At 67.1% G+C, this 19,207-nt stretch carries 16 protein-coding genes; 8 read left to right on the top strand and 8 right to left on the bottom strand.

Annotated elements, in window-relative coordinates; all coding sequences use genetic code 11:
* Both ACP16H_RS16855 and ACP16H_RS16850 read left to right on the top strand, forming a co-directional pair.
* A partial coding sequence (locus ACP16H_RS16855) for a hypothetical protein (RefSeq protein WP_425073411.1) occupies positions 1–213 on the top strand: 213 nt, incomplete at its 5' end.
* An 8-nt stretch (positions 214–221) separates the two neighbouring features.
* On the top strand, positions 222–683 hold the full coding sequence (locus ACP16H_RS16850; protein WP_425073410.1) for a dihydrofolate reductase family protein: 462 nt from the start codon (positions 222–224) through the stop codon (positions 681–683).
* Between the two features lie 91 nt (positions 684–774).
* Here ACP16H_RS16850 and repB read toward each other — a convergent pair whose 3' ends face one another.
* The 4 genes from repB to ACP16H_RS16830 all read right to left on the bottom strand — a co-directional run bounded on the left by repB (position 775) and on the right by ACP16H_RS16830 (position 6,561).
* Positions 775–1,671 (bottom strand): plasmid partitioning protein RepB, encoded by an 897-nt coding sequence (repB, locus tag ACP16H_RS16845; protein ID WP_425073409.1) that lies wholly within the window; start codon positions 1,669–1,671, stop codon positions 775–777.
* Between the two features lie 97 nt (positions 1,672–1,768).
* Positions 1,769–2,671 carry a carboxymuconolactone decarboxylase family protein gene (locus ACP16H_RS16840; RefSeq protein ID WP_425073408.1) on the bottom strand — a complete coding sequence of 301 codons (903 nt, stop codon included), beginning with the start codon at positions 2,669–2,671 and terminating at the stop codon, positions 1,769–1,771.
* 175 nt (positions 2,672–2,846) lie between these two features.
* A complete protein-coding gene (locus ACP16H_RS16835) occupies positions 2,847–3,650 on the bottom strand; it encodes an aldo/keto reductase (protein WP_425073407.1) in 804 nt (267 codons plus the stop codon).
* 478 nt (positions 3,651–4,128) lie between these two features.
* Positions 4,129–6,561 carry an autotransporter domain-containing protein gene (locus ACP16H_RS16830; RefSeq protein ID WP_425073406.1) on the bottom strand — a complete coding sequence of 811 codons (2,433 nt, stop codon included), beginning with the start codon at positions 6,559–6,561 and terminating at the stop codon, positions 4,129–4,131.
* A 231-nt stretch (positions 6,562–6,792) separates the two neighbouring features.
* Here ACP16H_RS16830 and ACP16H_RS16825 point away from each other — a divergent pair, with 231 nt between their 5' ends.
* From ACP16H_RS16825 to ACP16H_RS16805, 5 genes are all read left to right on the top strand, one after another.
* Positions 6,793–8,541 carry an alpha/beta fold hydrolase gene (locus ACP16H_RS16825; RefSeq protein WP_425073405.1) on the top strand — a complete coding sequence of 583 codons (1,749 nt, stop codon included), beginning with the start codon at positions 6,793–6,795 and terminating at the stop codon, positions 8,539–8,541.
* A 205-nt stretch (positions 8,542–8,746) separates the two neighbouring features.
* Positions 8,747–11,011, top strand: coding sequence for a transporter substrate-binding domain-containing protein (locus tag ACP16H_RS16820; RefSeq protein WP_425073404.1), 2,265 nt, complete (start codon positions 8,747–8,749; stop codon positions 11,009–11,011).
* A 9-nt stretch (positions 11,012–11,020) separates the two neighbouring features.
* Positions 11,021–11,479 carry a response regulator gene (locus ACP16H_RS16815; RefSeq protein ID WP_425073403.1) on the top strand — a complete coding sequence of 153 codons (459 nt, stop codon included), beginning with the start codon at positions 11,021–11,023 and terminating at the stop codon, positions 11,477–11,479.
* Positions 11,480–11,584: 105 nt separating this feature from the next.
* Positions 11,585–13,885 carry an ATP-binding protein gene (locus ACP16H_RS16810; protein WP_425073417.1) on the top strand — a complete coding sequence of 767 codons (2,301 nt, stop codon included), beginning with the start codon at positions 11,585–11,587 and terminating at the stop codon, positions 13,883–13,885.
* On the top strand, positions 13,882–14,286 hold the full coding sequence (locus tag ACP16H_RS16805) for a response regulator (RefSeq protein WP_425073402.1): 405 nt from the start codon (positions 13,882–13,884) through the stop codon (positions 14,284–14,286). The genes ACP16H_RS16810 and ACP16H_RS16805 overlap by 4 nt, the downstream gene beginning before the upstream one ends.
* A 221-nt stretch (positions 14,287–14,507) precedes the next feature.
* Here ACP16H_RS16805 and ACP16H_RS16800 read toward each other — a convergent pair whose 3' ends face one another.
* The 3 genes from ACP16H_RS16800 to ACP16H_RS16790 form a co-directional block, all read right to left on the bottom strand.
* Positions 14,508–15,902, bottom strand: a complete 1,395-nt coding sequence (locus ACP16H_RS16800) for a multicopper oxidase family protein (RefSeq protein WP_425073401.1) — start codon at positions 15,900–15,902, stop codon at positions 14,508–14,510.
* A gap of 1 nt (position 15,903) precedes the next feature.
* Positions 15,904–16,320: a c-type cytochrome gene (locus ACP16H_RS16795; protein ID WP_425073400.1), complete on the bottom strand. Its 417-nt coding sequence runs from the start codon at positions 16,318–16,320 to the stop codon at positions 15,904–15,906.
* Between the two features lie 89 nt (positions 16,321–16,409).
* Positions 16,410–16,772, bottom strand: a complete 363-nt coding sequence (locus ACP16H_RS16790; RefSeq protein WP_425073399.1) for a hypothetical protein — start codon at positions 16,770–16,772, stop codon at positions 16,410–16,412.
* Positions 16,773–16,950: 178 nt separating this feature from the next.
* On the opposite strand from ACP16H_RS16790, the gene ACP16H_RS16785 reads away from it, so the two are divergent.
* Complete coding sequence (locus tag ACP16H_RS16785) at positions 16,951–18,267, top strand: MFS transporter (protein WP_425073416.1); 1,317 nt, start codon at positions 16,951–16,953, stop codon at positions 18,265–18,267.
* A gap of 111 nt (positions 18,268–18,378) precedes the next feature.
* On the opposite strand, the gene ACP16H_RS16780 is transcribed toward ACP16H_RS16785, so the two are convergent.
* On the bottom strand, positions 18,379–19,083 hold the full coding sequence (locus tag ACP16H_RS16780; RefSeq protein ID WP_425073398.1) for a GntR family transcriptional regulator: 705 nt from the start codon (positions 19,081–19,083) through the stop codon (positions 18,379–18,381).
* Between the last annotated feature and the right edge of the window lie 124 nt (positions 19,084–19,207).

Here is a 19,207-nt window from a genome sequence, read left to right as displayed (position 1 = left end):
CCCCGGTTTCATCGGCCACATGGTCACCACCCTCGACGGTCGGCTGCTGGCCGACCGTCGAGGGTGGTGACTGGCGAGCGCGTGATGGCGCTGTACGAGGAGACTGCCGCGCGGCGCGATGCACAGGGCTGGATCGTCGGGCGCCGCACGCTGGAGGAGATGGGCGCCCCCTCCGGCGCGCCTGCCGATGTCGGGCCGATGTCGGGCCGGTGACGCGGCCAGTGACGGGGCGGCCCGACCGGGTGGCCCTTGGGGCCAGCGCGCCGATCGGGCTGTGCTTTGACCGCCACGCCCGGCTGGTGCCCGAGAGTGGCGTGCTCGACGGCGGTCACCTTGTGCTGGTGTTGCCCGAGACCGCGCCGCAAGGGCATGTCGACGCACTGGAGGCGCGGGGCGTGTCGGTGTTCTTTGACCGGGGGGACAGGCGCGACGTGCTGGCGCGGGTCGCGGGGGCGTTTGGCGTCGAGACGCTGTTGCTGGAAGGCGGCGGCGCTCTGAACGGCGCGTTCCTGACCGAAGGGTTGATCGACGAGACCAGCACGCTGATGCTGCCGCTGGTCGATGGCCGGCACGGTATGCCCGCGATCTACGACGCGCCCGAGACGGCGGTGCGCAGGGCGGACCTGCTGTCGGTGGATACACCGGGCGATAGCTCGGTCTGGCTGAGGCATGTCCTGACGTAAGACAGTCCGGCGAACCGGCGACGCCTCTGGTCGGGTCTCCCGTGCCGCGTACTGACGGCTTTTTGCTGGCGTCCGTTTTGTTCAAGCCGTTTCAATCGGTTGTCTGGTGAGTGCTCGCCTTTGAGGCGATCCATTGTGCGTAGAGGTCTCGCAGGACGCGCTCGGCTTCGAGGTTGATCCAGATGGCGAAGGCGGGGGTTTCGCCCATGGGGACGGTCAGCATGACGGCGGTGTCCGTCACCTTTACCCGGCCAATGGGGAAACCATGCGCGCTGGAGACGCGGCGGTTCGGCCAGCCCGGACCGCGACGGGCAATGACCGGGGACGGCAGGCCCTGCGCCCATGCAAAGACCTGTTCAAAGCGCATGTCGCTGTCGGGGAGTCCGGCGAGGGCGGGCAGGCGACGGCGGACGCGTTCGGCCATGTCGGGCGCTTGCAGGAAGCCATGCAGGCGCAGCCAGCGGTCGCGGCCGATGCCCGGCGCGGGGCCGATCTGATCGAGAAAGTCGAGATCGAAGGCGGACCCCACGCGCAGCATGCGGTTCAGCGTCGGCAGGTCGGTGTCGAGGGTCGCGGCGATGGTCGGGCGGTCCACGCTTTCGCCGAGTTGCGCCGCGAGGACGGATTTCTCGATGAAGGACAGGTCGCGGCGGTGACAGTTCTCGGCCCCGCGCGCGAGGGCCGCGGCGCGGCTGTCGAGGCGCGAGACAAGCGCGCGCACGGGACGGTTCAGCGATTTCAGCACGCGCAGGCGGCGGCGCCCGTAAACGAGGTCGTACTGGCCGGGATGACCGGGGCGGGGGCGCACGAGGATCGGCAGTTGCTGGCCATGCGCCGCGATGGAGGCGCGCAGATTGGCGTCCTTTGCCGGGTTTTCGGGGTCATGATCCAGTCGCGGGTCTTCGGTCGGGAGGTGGATGTGTTCCGGCGCGATCTCCAGCAGGATGGCGCGGGAGGGTCCGGGCGCGGGAGGGCAGAGACGGTCCATGGTGGCTCCTTTGGCTTCTCCGTTCGGGTCGGCAAGGAGCGTTACGCGGTCCGGTCAAGGATCGCGTAACCGGGGCGCACTGTGGCGTCACGGGCCGTTAGAGTTTCGTGAACCGGTAGGTCAGCGCGGGGCCGCCGGGCTGGCCGTAGGCGAGGACGGCGGTGACCATGGCGAAGGGTTCGGCATAGCGCGCGGTGCCCTGGCCACCCGCGTGCAGCGGGTCGAAGCCCGCATCCTCGATCAGCTGGCGCGCGATGGATTTGGCCTGCTGGTCGTCGCCGTAATAGAGGACCTGGGGCTTCGGGGTTGGTGCCTTTGCAGGCGCGGGGGCGAAGGATTTGGACGGGATGGTGTTGAAGGCGCCGACCCACTGCGCCTGCGGGTACTGGCTGGCCAGCGTTTCCAGACCGGAGGTGGTCGGCGGCAGGACGATGGTGTCATTGGCGGCGTTCAGGGGCACCACGGTCGACAGGATGGTCTTGCCCGCGAGGGAGAGCGCCTGTTGCTGCACGTCGGTGGTCTGCGACCAGTGGACGGCGAGCAGGATCACGTCGGCCTGCCGGGCGGCTTCGGCCTCTTCGTCCAGGGGCAGGAGGTCGGGGTTGGTGCCGGGGAGCTGGTCGGGCGCGATGCCGCGCTCGGCAAAGACCGGGGCCATGGCGATGGCCGCGCCGGTGGCATTGCCCCAGCCGGAGTAGAAGGCGAGGTGGGTGATGGTTTCGGACAGCTCCGCAGGCGTGATCCCGGTATCGAGGGCCAGCGCGGTGAAGGCGCCAAGCTGCGCGCTCTCGCCACGGGTGACCATGGCGGCAAAGGTGACGAGCGCGCGGTCGCGGGTGTTCAGGCTGTCGGCGGTCCAGACTGTGCCGTGCAGGGCGTCGGTTGCGTAGGCCTGAAGCGCGGGGGAGACGGCGGCGACCTCGGGCGGGATCGTGGTCGAGAGGTCCTGCGCGGTGGCGGAGGTGCCCGGCAGGGCGAGGGCGGTCAGGTGGCGTTTCATGGCGGTGTCCTCTTGGTCGGGTTACTCCCCAGAGGTGGGTCATGAGGTCTATGGGTTTATGGGCGGATGGGTGAAACCGGTGATGAGGCCGGCTCATCAATCGGCGGGGGGATCGCAGTCCTTGAAGGACTGCGCCCCGGAAACTTTTGAAGTTTCCGGGACGGTCCGCGCGGGATCACTGTTTGCCGGAGTGGACCGGGAACATGGAGGCCTCGCCGTAGTCCCTGGCGGTGATGCCCTTCAGCGTCTCCATGTCGGCGTCGGAGATGGTGAAGTCCACCTGAGCATTCGACTCCATGTGCTTGGGGTTCGTGGTCTTGGGCAGGGCCAGCAGGTCCAGTTGCAGGATGTAGCGGAGGCAGAGTTGCGGCACGGTGACGTGGTATTTCGCCGCCATGTCCTTGATGTCCTTGATGTCCGCGTTGTCGAGGATCGCGCCGTGGGCGATGGGGGAATAGGCCGCCACCAGCATGCCGTTGGATTTGGCGTAGTCGATCAGGTCAAAGGGCGTGTTGCCGATATGGGCGAGGACCTGGTTGATCATCGGCTTGACGGACGCATTGTCGATGAGGCTGGCGAGGTCCTGCTGCTGGTAGTTCGACACGCCGATGGCGCGCAGCTTGCCCTCGGCCAGCGCCTCTTCCATGGCTTTCCACGCGGCGAGGTTGCCCTCGAAGAAGCGGTCCTCGGCGGCCCGGTCACCCCAAGGTTGCAGGCTGTGGATGATGAAGAGGTCGATGTAATCGAGGCCCATCGTGTCGAGGGAGGCCTGGATCGCGGCCTTGGCGCCCTCGTAGTCCTTTACCTCGGCGGCGAGTTCGGACTGGACGAAGAGGTCCTCGCGGGGGATGCCGCAGGTGCGGATGGCCTCGCACACGCCGCGTTCGCTGCCATAGGCCTGCGTGATGTCGATGTGGCGGTAGCCGATCGCGATGGCGGCCACGGTCCCTTGGCAAAGGCAGGGGATGTCCACCGGCATTAAGCCCTGCGGACACCACCAGTTCCTGCCGAAACGCCCTGTCTGGCGCGAGGCGCAGCTTTGATGGGAAAACACCGGACATCCGGGCGGTCGAGTTTACCGGCAGCGGTATTGACGGCTCCGGCAGATACGCGATGCAAACCGCCAGACGGGCCAGGGGCGGACCCATGGCGGCGGAGCAGCGGGGGCGCAGCGCGTCGGAGTCGTGGGGGCCTTATTGGATGGTTTCACCGCACGGGACATGCCCGTGAGAAAGGCCATGGGCAGGTCTGGGGGGCAGGGGAGGCATCGCCGCCAGCACATTTCCCGATCAGGCCGTGCCGGGTCATGGGGAGCGCTGGGTTCGGAGACCTTTGATCTTGCTGAAAGACAATCCCACCGCGACGGCGCGGCGGACCGCAGCCAAACCTGCGATGGCGTTCGGACAGATGATCCGTTGCGGCACGTCAGGCGCCGCAACGGTTCTTGAGAGTGTCGATCAGAACCGGATGCTCCAGTTGGCTGCGATCCAGGCGTCGGCGGCTTCACCCTTGGTGGTGCCATTGGCCATGACCGAGAAGCTTGAGCCCTTCATGTCGACGGTGACGCCGACGCCCGCGCGCATCCAGTCCTGTTGATAGGTCGGTCCGCCAAGATCGAATGCGCCAAGGCCGATGACCTGACCGGTGACGTTCGCGCCTTTGTCCTCGAAGCGATGCACCCCTTCGAGCGTGCCGATGAACGTGACGTTGCCGGTCACCGGCACCTCGGCGTCGAAGCCGATGCGGACCTCTGTGCTGTCATCGCAGAGCCGGTCGAAGGCCGCGGGGAAGGCGCCGCCGGTCTCGGTGTAGCCGTCGAGACAGCTGTGGGAGTAGGACAGTTCACCGTAGGGCGAGACCATCGGCACGGCATTGGCGTATTGCAGCCGGGCGCGGATGGCGCGGGCGGTCATGTCCGCAGTGCCGCGCGAGGCATCCAGCGCGCCACCGCCCAGCACGTAGCCGCGCGTGATGTCGGCCTGTCCCCAGAGGGCCGCAGCCGTGACGGCCGCCCAAAGGCCGCTGTTCTCGTCGCCGGTCAACTGCTTGAGGGCTTCGAGCTTGACGTAGCTGGCGTGGGTGTCGGTGACCCCGCCAAAGCCGGTGTCCTGCGAGCCTTCGATCATGCCGAAGACGCCGTTGACCTGAAGGCTGCCGAAGTTGTGGCCGTACCCCAGTTCGCCAAGGCCAAAGCGGCCGTCTTCGCCGCCGAGGCTGTCCTTGCCCCAGTCGCCGCTGGCCCAGACGAGGGACTGGCCCGCGGCGGTGCGACGGTCGAGCGGACGTGAACCGGCGCCATTGACCACGACGCCAAGGCTGCGGGTCGTGGAGGTGTTGGCGGCTGCCGTGGTTCCGAGGCTGCTGCTCATGCTGTTGACCGTGATGATGCCGGCGTTGCCGGTGGTCCCGGTTGTTGTCGTGCCGCCGGTGGAGCCGGTGCCGCCCGTGGAACCTGTACCGCCGGCGGAACCTGTGCCACCTGTGCCCCCGGTCGAGCCCGTGCCGCCTGTACCGCCGGTGGAACCTGTGCCACCTGTGCCCCCGGTCGAACCTGTACCGCCTGTACCGCCGGTCGAACCTGTACCGCCGGTGCCGCCGGTCGAACCTGTGCCGCCTGTACCGCCGGTCGAACCTGTACCACCCGTGCCGCCCGTGCCACCTGTCGTCGGCAGTGTTGCTGGTCCCGTGCCATTGCCACGGGCAATGTAGACCTCCTTGGACCGCGTCAGGCCAACCACGACCGAACCGTCGGCATTGGTGGTTTCCGCGGTTTCGGTGATCTCGGACCGTCCGGGGAAGTTCGACGGAATGTCGACGCCGTTTGCGCGCAGCCAGTCCTCGACCGTCTGCATCCCGCCGTCCTCGGTCCAGCGAAAGCCGTGGGAGCTGCTGCCCTGATTCCAGTTGGCCTTGCCGACGATGACTTGTCCGTTGCCGGAAATGCCCAGGGCTTCGGAGATGAATTCCTGATTGTTGTCGGTCGGAAGGCTGCCCAGTTCCGAGAGCACGCCATCGACCCAACGCACGGCGCGGTTGCCGTAGCTGTCGCCGGGACGCGCGCCGCCGACGATGACGCGGCCATCCCACGAGATGTCATTGGCAAAGGCGAAATTGCCGCCGCGCAGGGTCGGAAGCGCCGTCATCCCGCTGCCCTCTGTCCAGCGAAAGGCGTTCTGTTGCAGGCTGGCGTTCCAGGCCGTGCCGGTGACCACGGAGCCGTCCCACGAGGTCGCGATGGCCTGATCGCTGCCGGTGGGGGTTGTCATGCCGTCGAGGTGGCCGAGACTCTGGATGCCGGTCGCTTCGGTCCAGCGGAATGCCGTGGCCGGGCCGATGAAGCCGAGTTTGCCCACCACGGTGGAGCCATCGCCCGATACGCCGAGCGCATTGCTGAAGAGCGTGGTCTCCGCAGGGTCGAGGTCCTGGAAGCCGCCCGCGGCCGTCCAGCGGTAGGCGCGTTGGCCGCCGGCGATGCCGCTCACGCCGCCCGAGGCGCGGCCCACCATGACGCTGCCGTCCGCAGACACATCGGCCACGCTGTAGAAATTCCACTGGTCCAGCGGGCGCATCGTCGTGGCGTCGCCGGCAGGCGCGACGCCGCCTGCCTCGGTCCATGTGTAGCCTGCGTAGACGCTGTCGGTGTAGCTGCGGTACACCGTGCCGACCAGCGTCTGACCGTCGGCGGTCAGCGCATAACGCGCCGGGACATGCGTCAGAGAGCGCGGGTAGGTCTCGGCCGGATCGCCGTAGAAATCCCTGATCTCCTGCGACGGATCAATCGTCTGCAACCCGGCGGTCTGCTGCGCCATGGCCATTCCCGACGCGCACAACGTCACCGTGGCCAGTGCCGAGGCCTGCAACAGCCAGAAATATCTTCCAAAGTTCTTCAAGGTCGTCCCCGATTCAAAATCGCTTTCAGGTTTGACTTCTTGCATGCTGTCGCTTGCACGGCATCACCCTGAAGGGTGAAGCGTGGCATCCGTGGTCAAAGCGGGCCTGATGGCCGGACCTCATGACCGGATCAATTTGGGAACCTGCCCGGCCAGACATGTGACCGCCAACACGGATGCGGCCCGATTGATACCTGTTGCCCGCATCGCGCAATGATTTATGTCTCGGGTATGAACGACTTTTCTCCCGAGCGCACCGACGTCAGCGGCAAGCTCCTCCATTTTCTGGACAGTGCCTACGAGGCACCCTTCGATCCCGGGAATTTCGACCAGGTGATCGACAGTGCCGCCGCATACCTGTTCCGGTCGCCGGAAAACCCTGTCCCGGCAAATCATGTCAGCCGTGGCCTGCACGACCAGCTTTTCACGTCCCATGCGGACCGCCTGCAAAGGCTGCTCGAAGCGCAGGAACCCAACTCCCGCGCGCGCCCGGAGACGCTGGTCAAGGACCGCCTCGCCGCGCTGGTCATCGCGCCGGGCGGCACCTGCCTTGGCAACTCCAACGCCGCGTCGCTGTTCGACGTGGCCTTTCCGTGCAATTTCGATGCGCTGTGTCTGGCCGGGACCAGCCGTCACCACCTGCGCAAGATGCTGGCCGATACGGCACGGCTCCAGCCGCTTGCGACGGATTCGATCGTGCTTGAACTGGCCGGGGGTGATCGGTTCGTTGCGCGGGTGACGCAGCACCAAAGCGTCGACCCGAAGACCGGGCGCACCAGCAGCGGGTTGGGCATCACCATCGCGCGCATCCTGTGGGACGAGGAAAGCCTGCCGCTGATCCGCGATTCCTTTGACCTGTCGGGCAGCGAGGCAGAGGTACTGCTGGAAATCCTGCGCGGCCGCAGCCACGCCGAGATCGCCGAAATCCGTGGCCGCAGCGTCGAGACCATCCGCAGCCAGGCCAAGGCCATTCTCGGCAAGAGCGGCTTTGCCAGGATGCCGCAACTCATCACGCTGATGAACCAGCTGGCGCTGTTCTCCGAACCCGGCGTGACCGCCGCGGCGGACGCCTTTCCGTCGCTGAGCCGTGACATCCAGAAATTCGACCTGCCCGAAGGACGCCGCGTTGCCTGCCACCGCGAGGGCCGCAGCGGGGGGGTGCCCGTGCTGTTCGTGCATGGCTACATCACGGGGCCGTATTTCAATGCGCCGCTGGCACGCGGTTTCTCGGAGCTTGGGTTCGACGTGCTGGCCCCCTCGCGCCCCGGATTTGGCCAGACCTCGGCGCCGATCGACTGGGAGAGGTTCGACGACACGGTGGTCGAAGATGCGCTGGCGGTCTGCCGCGCGCATTTCGACCGGCCCGTGATCGTGGTCGCGCATCAGGGCGGCGTCAGCCACGCCTGCCGCATCGCCCGGGCCCTTGGCCCCGACTGTCGCGGGATGCTGATGATCAGCGCAGGTATTCCCATCGACGAGACCCGCCACCTGCACCATATGAACCTGCAGACCCGCGTTGCCGCCGTCGCCGCGCGTTACACGCCGTCGATGTTCGCCATGCTGCTGCGGATCGGCATCGCGCAGTTCAACCGGATTGGCCATGTCGCCTACCTGAACAAGTATTTCAAAGGCTCCGACGCAGACCTTGCCGCGCTGGAACAGCCCGAGATCCTCGACATCTACCGCCGCAACGTCCACCACATGATCGCGCAGGGAACGCGGCACATGGTGCAGGACGGGCGCGCGGCCATGGCCGACTGGTCGGACGATTACGCCGCCGTCGGCTGTCCGATCCACTGGTTGCATGGCAGCGCCGACCCCGTCATGGGCGTCGATTTTGTCCATGAATGGGCCGAGGCACACGGTCATGGACCCGTCGACGTGGTCGAAGGCGGCGCGAACAGCATGATGTGGATGTATCCGGACCGGGTGCTGGCAGCCCTGACCAGACTTGTGACCGCCACGGAGCGGGCGGGCTGAGGTACGGCTTTTACCCTTTGGGCGTGGCTCGGGTCTGACGACTGCAACGCGGGTTCGCCTGGGCAAGGACCTTTCCCGGCGGGCCGCCTTCTTCTACACTCGTGTCCGCAGCGTCATTCATGTCGCGGATCGGGAGGCTTCCCTGCGTCAGGCACTCATCGCGTTTATGATTGTATGGCTGGCAACGGCGAGCCAGGCCCGGGACGTGATCGCCGTTCCCTTTGCCCCGCTCCGGTCGCTCATGGAGCGCGACGGGGAAGGCGGCTACGCGGGGTTCGCGATCGACCTCGCGCGCCTGATCGGCACGGAGATCAATGCCGAGATCGCAGTGCGCGATTTTCCGGATGTCGCGGCCACGGTCTCGGCCTTGCGGACGGGCGAGGCGCAGATGATCGCCGGGGTCGCCCCCTTGCCGGTCCTGCGCGAGACGACCGTCTTTTCCGACCCGGTGGCGCGCGACGTGGTGCAAATGGCCGCTCTGGCCGACCGCGCGGCTGGGATCGAGGCCAATCCGCGCGGCTTGCGCATCGGGATCGTGCCGCCGCTGGTGGGCGAGACCGAGGCGCGCGCCATGGCAGACAATACGGCCATCGAGTTCCCCACGGCGGAGGCTGCGATTCTCGCGCTGTTCCTGCGCGATGTGGATGCCATCATGGTGCCGAATTCCGTCGCCTATTCCGTGACGCGCCGGATGGGAACGGACGCGCGCATCGCTTTTGTCGGGGAGCCGATCCGGCAGGTCGAGCGGGTGGTGGCGCTGCACAGCGACCGGGCTGATCTGCTGGCGCCCATCAATGCCGCAGTCGCGCGGCTGGAGGCGGACGGGCGGCTGGGCGCCCTGCGCAACCGCTACCTGATCGAGCTGCCGCCGCCCGCGCCGCCGGTGCTGACGGTGGGTGTCGCGGATATCCCGCCGCTGATCCGGCTCGGGGCCGACGGCAATCCGGGCGGGTTCTCCATCGACCTCCTGCAGGCGGTGGCGGACCGGGTCGGCGTGCCGCTGCGGTTCGTGACGGTGGACCGCGCCGCATACCTGAACGGCCCCGTGGCCGCCGGAGTCGATCTGCTGCCGGCGATGGTGGAAACGCCCGAGCGGGTCGCGTTGATGGATTTCACCGTCGAGACGCAGCTGGAGACGATCACGGTCTACGTGCGCGACGGCTCGGCCCTGGTCGACCCTTTGCCGGAGGATCTGGAGGGGCTCACCCTCGCGGTCAATTCGCCGGGGATCGCGCAGACCCTCGCGGCGCTTGGCCTGTCGGCGGAGGTCACGGTGTTGCCGGATACGGCGGCGGTCTTCGACGCCCTGTTGCAGGGGCAGGTCGATGCGGTGCTGGGCGTCGAGAGCATCTATTCCGCCTATCTCGAACAAAACGCGATAGACTCCGTGCGGGCGGCGAGCGCGGCGCCGCTCTATACGCTGCTCACCGGCATCCCGATGCGCCCCGGACTGGGCGCGTTGCGGGACAGGTTCGACGCGGTCATTCCCGGTTTCCTGATCTCGCCGGGGTACGCCGCCCTGCGGGCGCGGTATTACGCAAAGCCGGTGTTCTGGACGCCTGCCCGGTTGCGGATGCTGCTGGGCCTTGGCATGGCGGTGCTGCTGGGGCTGCTGGCGGCGATCCTGCGCCAGAAGACCGTGGAGCACCGGCGCCAACTGGCCTTCGAGCAGCAGCAGGCAGACCTGAAGCGTGAACAGGCGCACAACCTGGAGCTGGCGACGCTCGTCGGAAAACTGGAACGGACAAACCGCGCGCTGGACGAATTCGCCTATATCGCCAGTCACGATCTGAAGGAGCCGCTGCGCGGGATCGGGATCAATGCACAGTTCCTCATGCGCGAGGGCCTGCCCGGTCAGACGGGACAGCGCGTGGCACGGATGGGCGAACTGGCCGGACGGATGCAGAGCCTCGTGTCCGAACTGCTCGCCTATTCCCAGATCGGTGCGGGCGGGCCAAAGCGCGAGCGCGTGGACGTGGGTTCGGTCATTTCCGGCATCCGCTCCACTTTGTCGGAGTGGCTGACGGAGCGGTCGGCCGAGGTCATTCAGGTTTCGGACATTCCCGACGTGCTGTCGGACCGGACCACGGTGAACCTCATCCTGCAGAACCTTGTCATCAACGGGGTCAAGTACAACAGCTCTGCCGAACAGCGGGTCGAGATCGGCTATGTCGCGCAGGCCATGGTCAACGGTCAGACGATGGAGCATGCGATCTTTGTGCGGGACAACGGCGTCGGGATCGCGCCCGAATACAGGGACAAGATCTTCAGGATCTTCAGCCGCCTGAGCAACGCAGCGGAGCATGACATCGGGCCGGGGGACGACTTTGCCCGCGGAACCGGCGCGGGGCTTGCTTTCGTGCGCAAGGCAGCCGAGATTGATGGGGGGAGCGTCGATTTCACCTCTGAACCGGGGCGCGGCTCGACGTTCTATGTGACCCTGCCGATGGCGCAGGACATGCAGCAGTAGGAGACCTTCATGCGCGAGGGTGCGGCAAGACATGGCGAGGTCCCGATCCTGATCGTCGAGGACAACCCCGACGATTTCGAAGCCTGCGCCTTTGCCCTGACGGAGGATGGCACCTTTGCCAATCCTATCGTGCGCTGCGAGACCGGCGAGGAGGCGCTGCGCTACCTTGGCCACGCAGGCCTGGAGGCGGCGCCGGGCAATGCCCGCCCCGGGGTGATCTTTCTCGATCTGAACCTGCCGGGGCTGGACGGGCGCGATGTTCTGGCGCGGTTGAAGCGCGATCCGCAGACCACGGCGCTGCCGGTGGTGGTGATGTCCGGCTCTGCCGATCCCGGCGATATTCATCGCTGTTACGAGGCGGGCGCCAACAGCTACCTCGTGAAACCGGGCGATCTGGACGGCCTGACCGAGGTGATCCAGCGCGTGCGCGATTACTGGTTCGGGCTTGTGGCCTTGCCGGGGAACTGAGCCTTGCGGGAGGCTGTGGCGCACACGTTAAACGGGCTTTAAGGCCTGGGCGGGTAGGACGGAACCCGGTGCAGCGGACCGCTGCCATCGGAGAGGCCCGTGTCGATGCCGCAAATCCCGCCACGCATCCTGACCGTTTGCCGCCTGGCACTCCTGCTGGCGGCCTGCCTGCTGTGGCCTGTCGCGGGGCGGGCGCAGCGGGCGGAGGCTGAGGCGGTCATCGTCCCCTTCGGTCCCGTGCCGCCCTTCATGTACCGTGACACGGCGGGCGCGCGGAGCGGCTTCTTCATTGCCCTGGCGGAGGCCATCGCGCGCGAGATCGGGCGGCCCATCGACTACCTGGACCTTCCCGATGTCGCCTCTGTGGTGGCGGCGCAGAATGCGGGCCGGTCGCACATGATGGCCGGAATCGTCAAGCTGCCGACGCTGCTCGACAATCATGTCTATTCGGACCCGGTTGCCTCGGATCTGCTGCGCTTCGCGGTTCTGGTCGACACCATCAGGGACTTCGAATCCGGCTCCGTGGAGGGGTATCGGATCGGCATCGTGCCGCCCATTCTGGGGTCCGACGACCCCGTGCTGCAGGCCAATACGCCCGTGCCCTTCGCCAATGTCGAAGCGGCGCTGTTTGGGCTGCTGAAGCGTGAGGTCGATGCGTTGCTGATCCCGCCGCCCACGGTTTTCCGGCTGGCCCGCGACGCCGGGGTGGACGGGCGGATCATCTTTGGCCGCGAGACGGTGGGGGAAATCCCGCGCTACGTCATGCTGCATCGCGCGCGGGCCGACCTTTTGCCGGAGGTCAATGCCGCCATCGCGCGGCTGGAGGCGAGCGGCGCGCTGTCCGACCTGCGGCAACGCTATTCGCTGGAGGTGCCGCCGCCCGAGCCGGACGTCCTCGATGTGCCAATCGCCCATGCGCCGCCTTATGGCATCATCTCCGACTCCGGTGAGGTTTCGGGCTATGCCGCTGAATTGTTTGACGATCTGGCGCAGCGTGCGGGGTTGCAGGTGCGGTTCCATCCGGTTTCGCTGGACACCTATTTCGGCACGGTCACATCGCACGCCTACGATGCGGTGCCCTTCCTGCTGCGGTCGGAGGAGATTGGTCCGGACCTCGACCTGACCATCCCGATCGACAGCGCCGCCTTCGATATTCTTGTGCGGCGGGACGACGACAGGTTCGACGGTTGGACCGACCTTGACACGGCGCGTGTCGGCGCGCTTCCCGATGCGGTCAGCGCCGCCCGCCAGCATGGGTTCCGTGCCGGGGAGCTGCGCGTTTTCGACACGCTTCCGGCTCTTGCCGATGCGCTCTCCGGTGGCGAGATCGACGCCCTCATGGAAGTCGGTCATACGCTCGACGGCGCGGGCATGAGGCGGCAATTCAAATCCATCGGCGCGCCGGATTTCACCGTGGACAACGTGATCGGCCTGCGCCCCGGCCTCGGTGCCGTCCGCGAGCGCCTGAACGCCGTGATCCCCGGCTACCTGCTGTCGGACGATTACGTGGCGTTGCGGCAGCGCTATTTCACGCAACCGGTTTTCTGGTCGGTGACGCGGCTCTACACGCTGCTGGGCCTCGCGCTGGCGGCGCTGCTCCTGCTGGCGGGTCATCATCTGCGGGACCGGCAACGGCAACGCCGGGCGGCCTTTGAACAGCAGCATCAGGACCTGCTGCGCGAACAGGCCCACGCCCGGCAGCTGCAGACGCTGGTTTCCCAGTTGCAGCAGGCCAACCGCGAGCAGGCGGAATTCACCTATGCCATCTCGCACGACCTGAAGTCGCCCGCCAACACCATCGGCATGCTGATCGACGTGCTGTCCGAAGAGGCCGATCTGGACGGAGACGGCCGCGACGTGCTGGCCGACATGGCGCGCACCAACAGCCACATGCGGCAGCTGGTTGACGACGTGCTGGCCTATTCGCGGATCGTGGACGAGGCGCTGGTGGTCGAACGGGTCGCGCTGGCGGAGCTGGTGCAGACCATCTGCGCCGACCTCCGGGGCGACATCGTGGCCGCCGACGCGAGGATCGAGATTGGTGATCTGCCGGATGTCACGGGGAACCCGACGCAACTGCGGATGCTGTTCCAGAACCTGATCGCGAATGCGATCAAGTTTCGCAATACGGATCGTCGCCCGCTGATCTCCGTGACGGGTCGGCGCGATGCCACAGGGCTGGTCGTCGAGGTCAGCGACAACGGCATCGGCATCCCGGCGCAACACCGCGACAAGGTGTTCGGCCTGTTCCAGCGCCTTCACAGCCAGACGCGGTTCGCGGGCACGGGGCTGGGGCTGACGATCTGCAAGCGGGTCATGTCGAACCACAAGGGTGACATCCGCATCGCCGACGACAGCAGGCAGGGCACGACCTTCATCATGACATTTCCGGAGGAGGCAGCATGACAGGCTCATCACGGCGTGTCTGGCTGATCGACGACAGCGAGATCGACCAGCGCCTGTACCGGCGCATCATCTCCAGGGCCGGTGTCATCTGGGAGGTGGAGATGTTCACCTTTGCCGACGAGGCGCTGGCGCGGCTCAAAGCCGATCCGGGCCAGACGATCGACCTGATCTTCCTGGATATCAACATGCCCCGGATGAACGGGTTCGAGTTCCTGGAGGCGGCAACAGCAGAGCTTGGAACGGCCTTCGCCAAGGTGGTCGTCGCGATGCTGACAACCTCGCTTGACCCGGCGGATCATGAACGCGCCCGGACCTTTTCCATGGTGAAGGACTTCATCACGAAGCCTCTGACACCGGAGATCGTGAAGAGTGTCGAGCGGCTCTTTGACGACAGCGGCTGATGCGCGTTCTTGCAGGGCGGTTGGTCAGGGGTGACAGGTCCGGCGCGCGGCTCGGCGGTGGTCTCCGCGTCGAGGGCCAGCTTGGCGAAGTCGTCCCACTGGTCGCGGATGATCGGCAGGGCCTTCATCCGCGCCATGACGTCCTTGTTCTTCGCCCGCCACGCGTCAGCGCGGCGGGACCGAGCGCCATCAGCGTCGGTTTCACGCGCGTCCCTCGTTGCTCAGGTTACGTTGATCCATGTTGTCATGCCGGATGCCGCATGCGCCAGCATGTGACAGTGAAACAGCCATTTGCCGGGATTGTCGGCGGCAAAGGCGATCTCCAGCGGTTCATTCGGGATGGACAGGATGGTGTCGCGCAGCGGGCCCATGCTGCCGTCGGCCCGCACCTGGCGGAAGTGCATCCCGTGCAGGTGCATCGCATGCGGAAACACCGTGCGGTTGTCCAGTTTCAGCCGCACCACCTCGCCGCGGGACAGGTCGGCGAAGGGCGTGTCGGTGCGCCCCGCCTGACCGGCCAGCGCCCAGAACTGCCCCCGGTCGATCAGCGCGCGAAAGTCGAGGCGTTCACCCTCGAACAGGGCGCTGTCAATCCCCGCCATGGCGCCGCCTTCCATCGCCATGGTCAGGTTGCGGGCCTGTGTCAGGTCCGGCAGGGCGGTGTTCGGGTTGGGCGGCAGGGCGGCGGGGGCATCGCGCACCGTGCGGGCGGACTGGCCCGCCACCGTCACCTCGACCAGGGCCTGCCAGCTGTCGTCGTCCATCCGCATCAGCAGCCCGGCGGGCGTGCCTTCTTCGGCGGTGATGTCGACGATCAGATCGACGCGCTGCGCCGGGGCGAGCACGATGTCCGTGGTGTCATCCGGCGCATCGAGCGGCATGCCATCTAACGCGACGGTCCAGCCATTCATCCCCTGCAACCCAAGCTGAAAGATCCGCGCATTGGCAGAATTTATCAGCCGCAGCCGCAGGCGGTCGTGCCGCCGTGCCGTCAGCGTGAAATCATACCGCCCGTTGACGCCCACCAGATTGCCGGTGCGCCCGCCGTGGCTCATCATCATCGGGTGGTCGAAGGGCTCGACAAAGCCGCCGGTCTCGGGGTCGAGCAGCCAGTCGCCCAGCATCAGTACCTCGTCACGGTCCACGTCCGGGGCGTCGGGTTCCTCGACGATCAGCGCGCCGGAGAGGCCGCGTGCGACCTGCTCCATGGAGTTGACATGCGCGTGATACCAGTAGGTTCCGGCGTCCGGCACGGCGAAGTCGTAGTCGAAGGTGGCGCCGGGCGGCACGGCCTCCTGCGTCAGGCCCGCGACGCCGTCCATGGCGTTGTCGATGCGGATGCCGTGCCAGTGGACCGAGGTCGGCTCGTCCAGGGCATTGACCAGCCGCCGGGTGATCCTGTCGCCTTGTCGGGCGCGGATCGTGGTGCCGGGGATGGTGCCGTCGTAGGACCAGACCGGCGTGGCGGGATAGCCCTCGGGGGCCAGCTGCACGCTGGCCTTCTGCGCGGTCAGCGTCTCGGGCGTGGCCCCGGTCCCTGCGGCCCAGGAGGGGCGGGGCAGCGCGGCGGCGGCAAGGCTGGCGCAGAAGGCGCGTCGGTTCAGGGGAAGGGCCATCTCACTCGATCCCGTTGGCGCGCTGGAGTTCGCGCACATAGGTCACGATATTGGCAACGTCGCCCTTCGTCAGGCCCTTCTGCGCGGGCATGTCGCCAAAGCGCCAGTGATGCGCGCGCACCCCACGCTCGGCGGCCATGAAGAAGGCCATGTCGCCATGGTGGTTCGGTTCGTAGATGACATGCACGAGCGGCGGGCCGAAGCCGTCCCTGCCGGAGCCGTTCTCGCCATGGCAGGCGGCACAGACCGCGTCATAGGCCAGCTTGCCGGTCTGCGCCTGCGACGAGAGCGTGTCCGGCAGCGTGACGGCGACAAGCGGCGCGGGTTTGGCGGCTTCCTGAGCGGTGGTGGCGGTGGTGAGATAGGCACCGACGGCGACTGCAACGGCAGCCGCGCCGGCAAAGGCGATTTTTTTCATGATCTTATCCTGAGTTGCACGCGCGGGCCCGTGGCTGGCGTGACATGGTCGGGTGGTCCGGCCGCAAGGGCCGATGGAAGCAAGAGCACTCAGGCGCGGGGAGGCGGCAGGTCGTGTTCGGGACTGCGATGCGGCCCGGCTTCCGGTGCGGGCAGCGCATAGGGCGCGCGCAGGACGACCACAGTGGAGACGCCCACCGCAGCGGGCAGCGTCGCGACGGCCACGCTCATGCCGTGGTGGCAGTCGGGCATGGACGGGTCCGACCCGCTCGCGTGATGCCCCTCTGGGCAGTCGATGCAGTCCTGCATCGGCGCGGTCTGGGGGTCGGCATGCGCGGCGCTTGCGGGCACCGCGGCCAGCACGAGGCTGAGGCCCAGCAGCAGGATGGCAAGCCCAGACAGCGCGCGGCGCAGGGCCTGCGGCACTCCGATGCGGTCCAACGCTGTCGTCACTGTGTTCACCCTGCCTTGCCGTCCGGGGCAGCCACCCCACGTCGGGACGATAGACCGAGGACAGCACCGCGTCAAAGCCCTGCTGCGCGCCGGTCCGGCAACCCCCGGCACATCGCCCGTTGCATTGTCGCAGCGATCCGCCACGATGGCCGGGACGGAGATCCGCCCCGAGGACGCCATGCTCGAGATCCTGCGCGACCGCACGTACCGCCATCTTTTCCTCGCGCAGGTCGTGGCGCTGCTGGGCACCGGACTTGCGACGGTGGCTTTGGGGTTGCTGGTCTTTGACCTTGCGGGCGAAGGCGCGGCGATGGTGCTGGGCACTGTCTTTGCCATCAAGATGGTCGCCTATGTCGGCCTCTCCCCCGTGGCAGGGGCGCTGGCGGACCGGGTGAACCGGCGGCGGCTGCTGGTGGCGCTGGACGGGGTGCGCGGGCTGTGCGCCCTGTGCCTGCCCTTCGTGACCGAGGTCTGGCAGGTCTACGTGCTGATCTTCGTGCTGCAAGCGGCCTCGGCGGGGTTCACGCCGACCTTCCAGGCGACGATCCCGGACGTGCTGCCGGACGAAGCGCGCTACACCCGCGCGCTGAGCCTGTCGCGGCTGGCCTATGACCTTGAATCCATCGTCTCGCCCATGCTGGCGGCGGGGCTGCTGGCGATCATGGCGTCGGGGACGCTGTTCCTCGGGACGGCGCTGGGGTTCCTCGCCTCGGCGCTGCTGGTCGTCTCGACCGTGCTGCCCGATCCGCAGCCGACCGCGCCGCGCGGGATCTACGAGCGCACCACGCGCGGGCTGCGTATCTACCTCGCGACACCGCGTCTGCGGGGCCTTCTGGGGCTGAGCCTTGCGGTGGCCAGCGCCGGGGCGATGGTGCTGGTCAATTCGGTGGTGTTGGTGCGCGCGGTCCTTGGGTTGGGTGACGGGGCGCTGGCCTGGGCCTTGTTCGCCTTTGGGGCGGGGAGCATGGTGGCGGCGCTGGTGCTGCCGCGCCTGCTGGACAGGCTGGACGACCGTCGCGTGATGCTGGCGGGGGCGTGGCTGATGGTCGTCGCCTTGCTGGCGCTGGCCGGGACCGTGGCGACGGTCGGCCTGTCCTGGCCCGTGCTGTTGGCGGCCTGGGTCGTGATCGGGCTGGGCTATTCGACGGTCCAGACGCCGTCCGGGCGGCTTCTGCGGCGCTCCGCGCACCCGGAGGACCGACCGGCGCTGTTTGCCGCGCAATTCGCGCTGAGCCATGCCTGCTGGCTGATCGCCTACCCGCTGTCCGGTTGGCTGATGACCGCCTTCGGCCCGGTCGTGACCCTTCTTGTGCTTGCCGCCTGCGCGACCCTCGGCATCGAGGCCGCCCGCCGACTGTGGCGCCCGGATTGCGCGGCGGACATCCCGCATACCCATACCGACCTTGCGCCGGACCACCCACACCTGCGCGGGCCAAACCCCCACGCCCATGCGGTGATCATAGACGACCTGCACAGGCACTGGCCCTCACGGTGATCTGGCCACCTCGCACCCGCATCGCCCTGATCCGTGGATGGCTGCGGGGCGCGGGCCCTGTGAGAGTCATTGTTCGCGAATTCAGACCGGCCATGCGCCGACGCGGCGCGATCAGTTGTCCCGTAGCAGGGTCACCAGATCGGGTGCGGTCTTGTGCGATTGCTTGAAGTCGAGGTCCATCCGAATGTGGTCCAGGTGGTCGCGCGCAAGCGCAGCGGCCAGGCTGGCATCCCTTGACTGAATGGCGTCGAGGATCCTTTCGTGTTCATCCTCGCGGCAGCACGAAGAGTTGCCCGATCCGAACATGGCGACGATGAGCGATGTCCGGGTGACCAGTTCCCGCAGGGTGCGGATCAGGAAGCTGTTCCCGGACACCGTCGCGATGAGCACGTGGAATTCGCCCGAAAGCCGGATGATTTCCTGGCGGTTCTCGGCCAGACGGGCGGCTTTTTCCCTGTCGATGTGGTCGGTCAGGACCTTGAGCCCGTCGGCATCTATGCGCTCGGACACCTGCGCGATCAGGCTGGGTTCGATGTGGATGCGCGCCTCGAACACCTCGTCGGCATCCTTTTGCGTGGGGCTCGCGACAAAGGCCCCCCGGTTCGAGCGCAGCTCCACGATACCCTGACTGGCCAGCAGCAACAGGGCGCGCCGCGCCTTCATCCGGCCGACGCCGAAGCTTTCGCAGATGGTCGATTCGCTCAGCTTGGTCATCGGGGCCAACGTCTGCTGCATCACCGCGTTGTAGATCCGGTCCACGATCTTGTGCTCTTCGCCAAGCGACGAGTCCGCATCGAGAAATTGCTGAACTGCCAAACTGTTGGCCTCCGGGCTGATGGGCGGTGAACTGTCCTGCGCATGCACTGTAAAGCGAAGGTCAGCCTTGGAAAATAGTAAGTGGTGCCGACAAAAAGTCAAATTTTCGTTGACACAGATTGTT

The sequence above is a fragment of the Sagittula sp. S175 genome (genome assembly GCF_049800975.1).
Classification (GTDB): domain Bacteria; phylum Pseudomonadota; class Alphaproteobacteria; order Rhodobacterales; family Rhodobacteraceae; genus Sagittula.
Note: the sequence above shows the minus strand (reverse complement) of the source record. Positions and strands in the feature narration are given on the sequence as shown.

What these genes read in the sequence shown, in the direction of transcription:
- repB (WP_425073409.1), bottom strand. Translation starts at nt 1,671, where the DNA reads ATGGACCGTCTCTGCCCTCCCGCGCCCGGACCCTCCCGCGCCATCCTG.
- ACP16H_RS16785 (WP_425073416.1), top strand. Translation starts at nt 16,951, where the DNA reads ATGCTCGAGATCCTGCGCGACCGCACGTACCGCCATCTTTTCCTCGCG.
- ACP16H_RS16795 (WP_425073400.1), bottom strand. Translation starts at nt 16,320, where the DNA reads ATGAAAAAAATCGCCTTTGCCGGCGCGGCTGCCGTTGCAGTCGCCGTC.
- ACP16H_RS16800 (WP_425073401.1), bottom strand. Translation starts at nt 15,902, where the DNA reads ATGGCCCTTCCCCTGAACCGACGCGCCTTCTGCGCCAGCCTTGCCGCC.
- ACP16H_RS16825 (WP_425073405.1), top strand. Translation starts at nt 6,793, where the DNA reads ATGAACGACTTTTCTCCCGAGCGCACCGACGTCAGCGGCAAGCTCCTC.
- ACP16H_RS16840 (WP_425073408.1), bottom strand. Translation starts at nt 2,671, where the DNA reads ATGAAACGCCACCTGACCGCCCTCGCCCTGCCGGGCACCTCCGCCACC.
- ACP16H_RS16810 (WP_425073417.1), top strand. Translation starts at nt 11,585, where the DNA reads ATGCCGCAAATCCCGCCACGCATCCTGACCGTTTGCCGCCTGGCACTC.
- ACP16H_RS16815 (WP_425073403.1), top strand. Translation starts at nt 11,021, where the DNA reads ATGCGCGAGGGTGCGGCAAGACATGGCGAGGTCCCGATCCTGATCGTC.
- ACP16H_RS16805 (WP_425073402.1), top strand. Translation starts at nt 13,882, where the DNA reads ATGACAGGCTCATCACGGCGTGTCTGGCTGATCGACGACAGCGAGATC.
- ACP16H_RS16835 (WP_425073407.1), bottom strand. Translation starts at nt 3,650, where the DNA reads ATGCCGGTGGACATCCCCTGCCTTTGCCAAGGGACCGTGGCCGCCATC.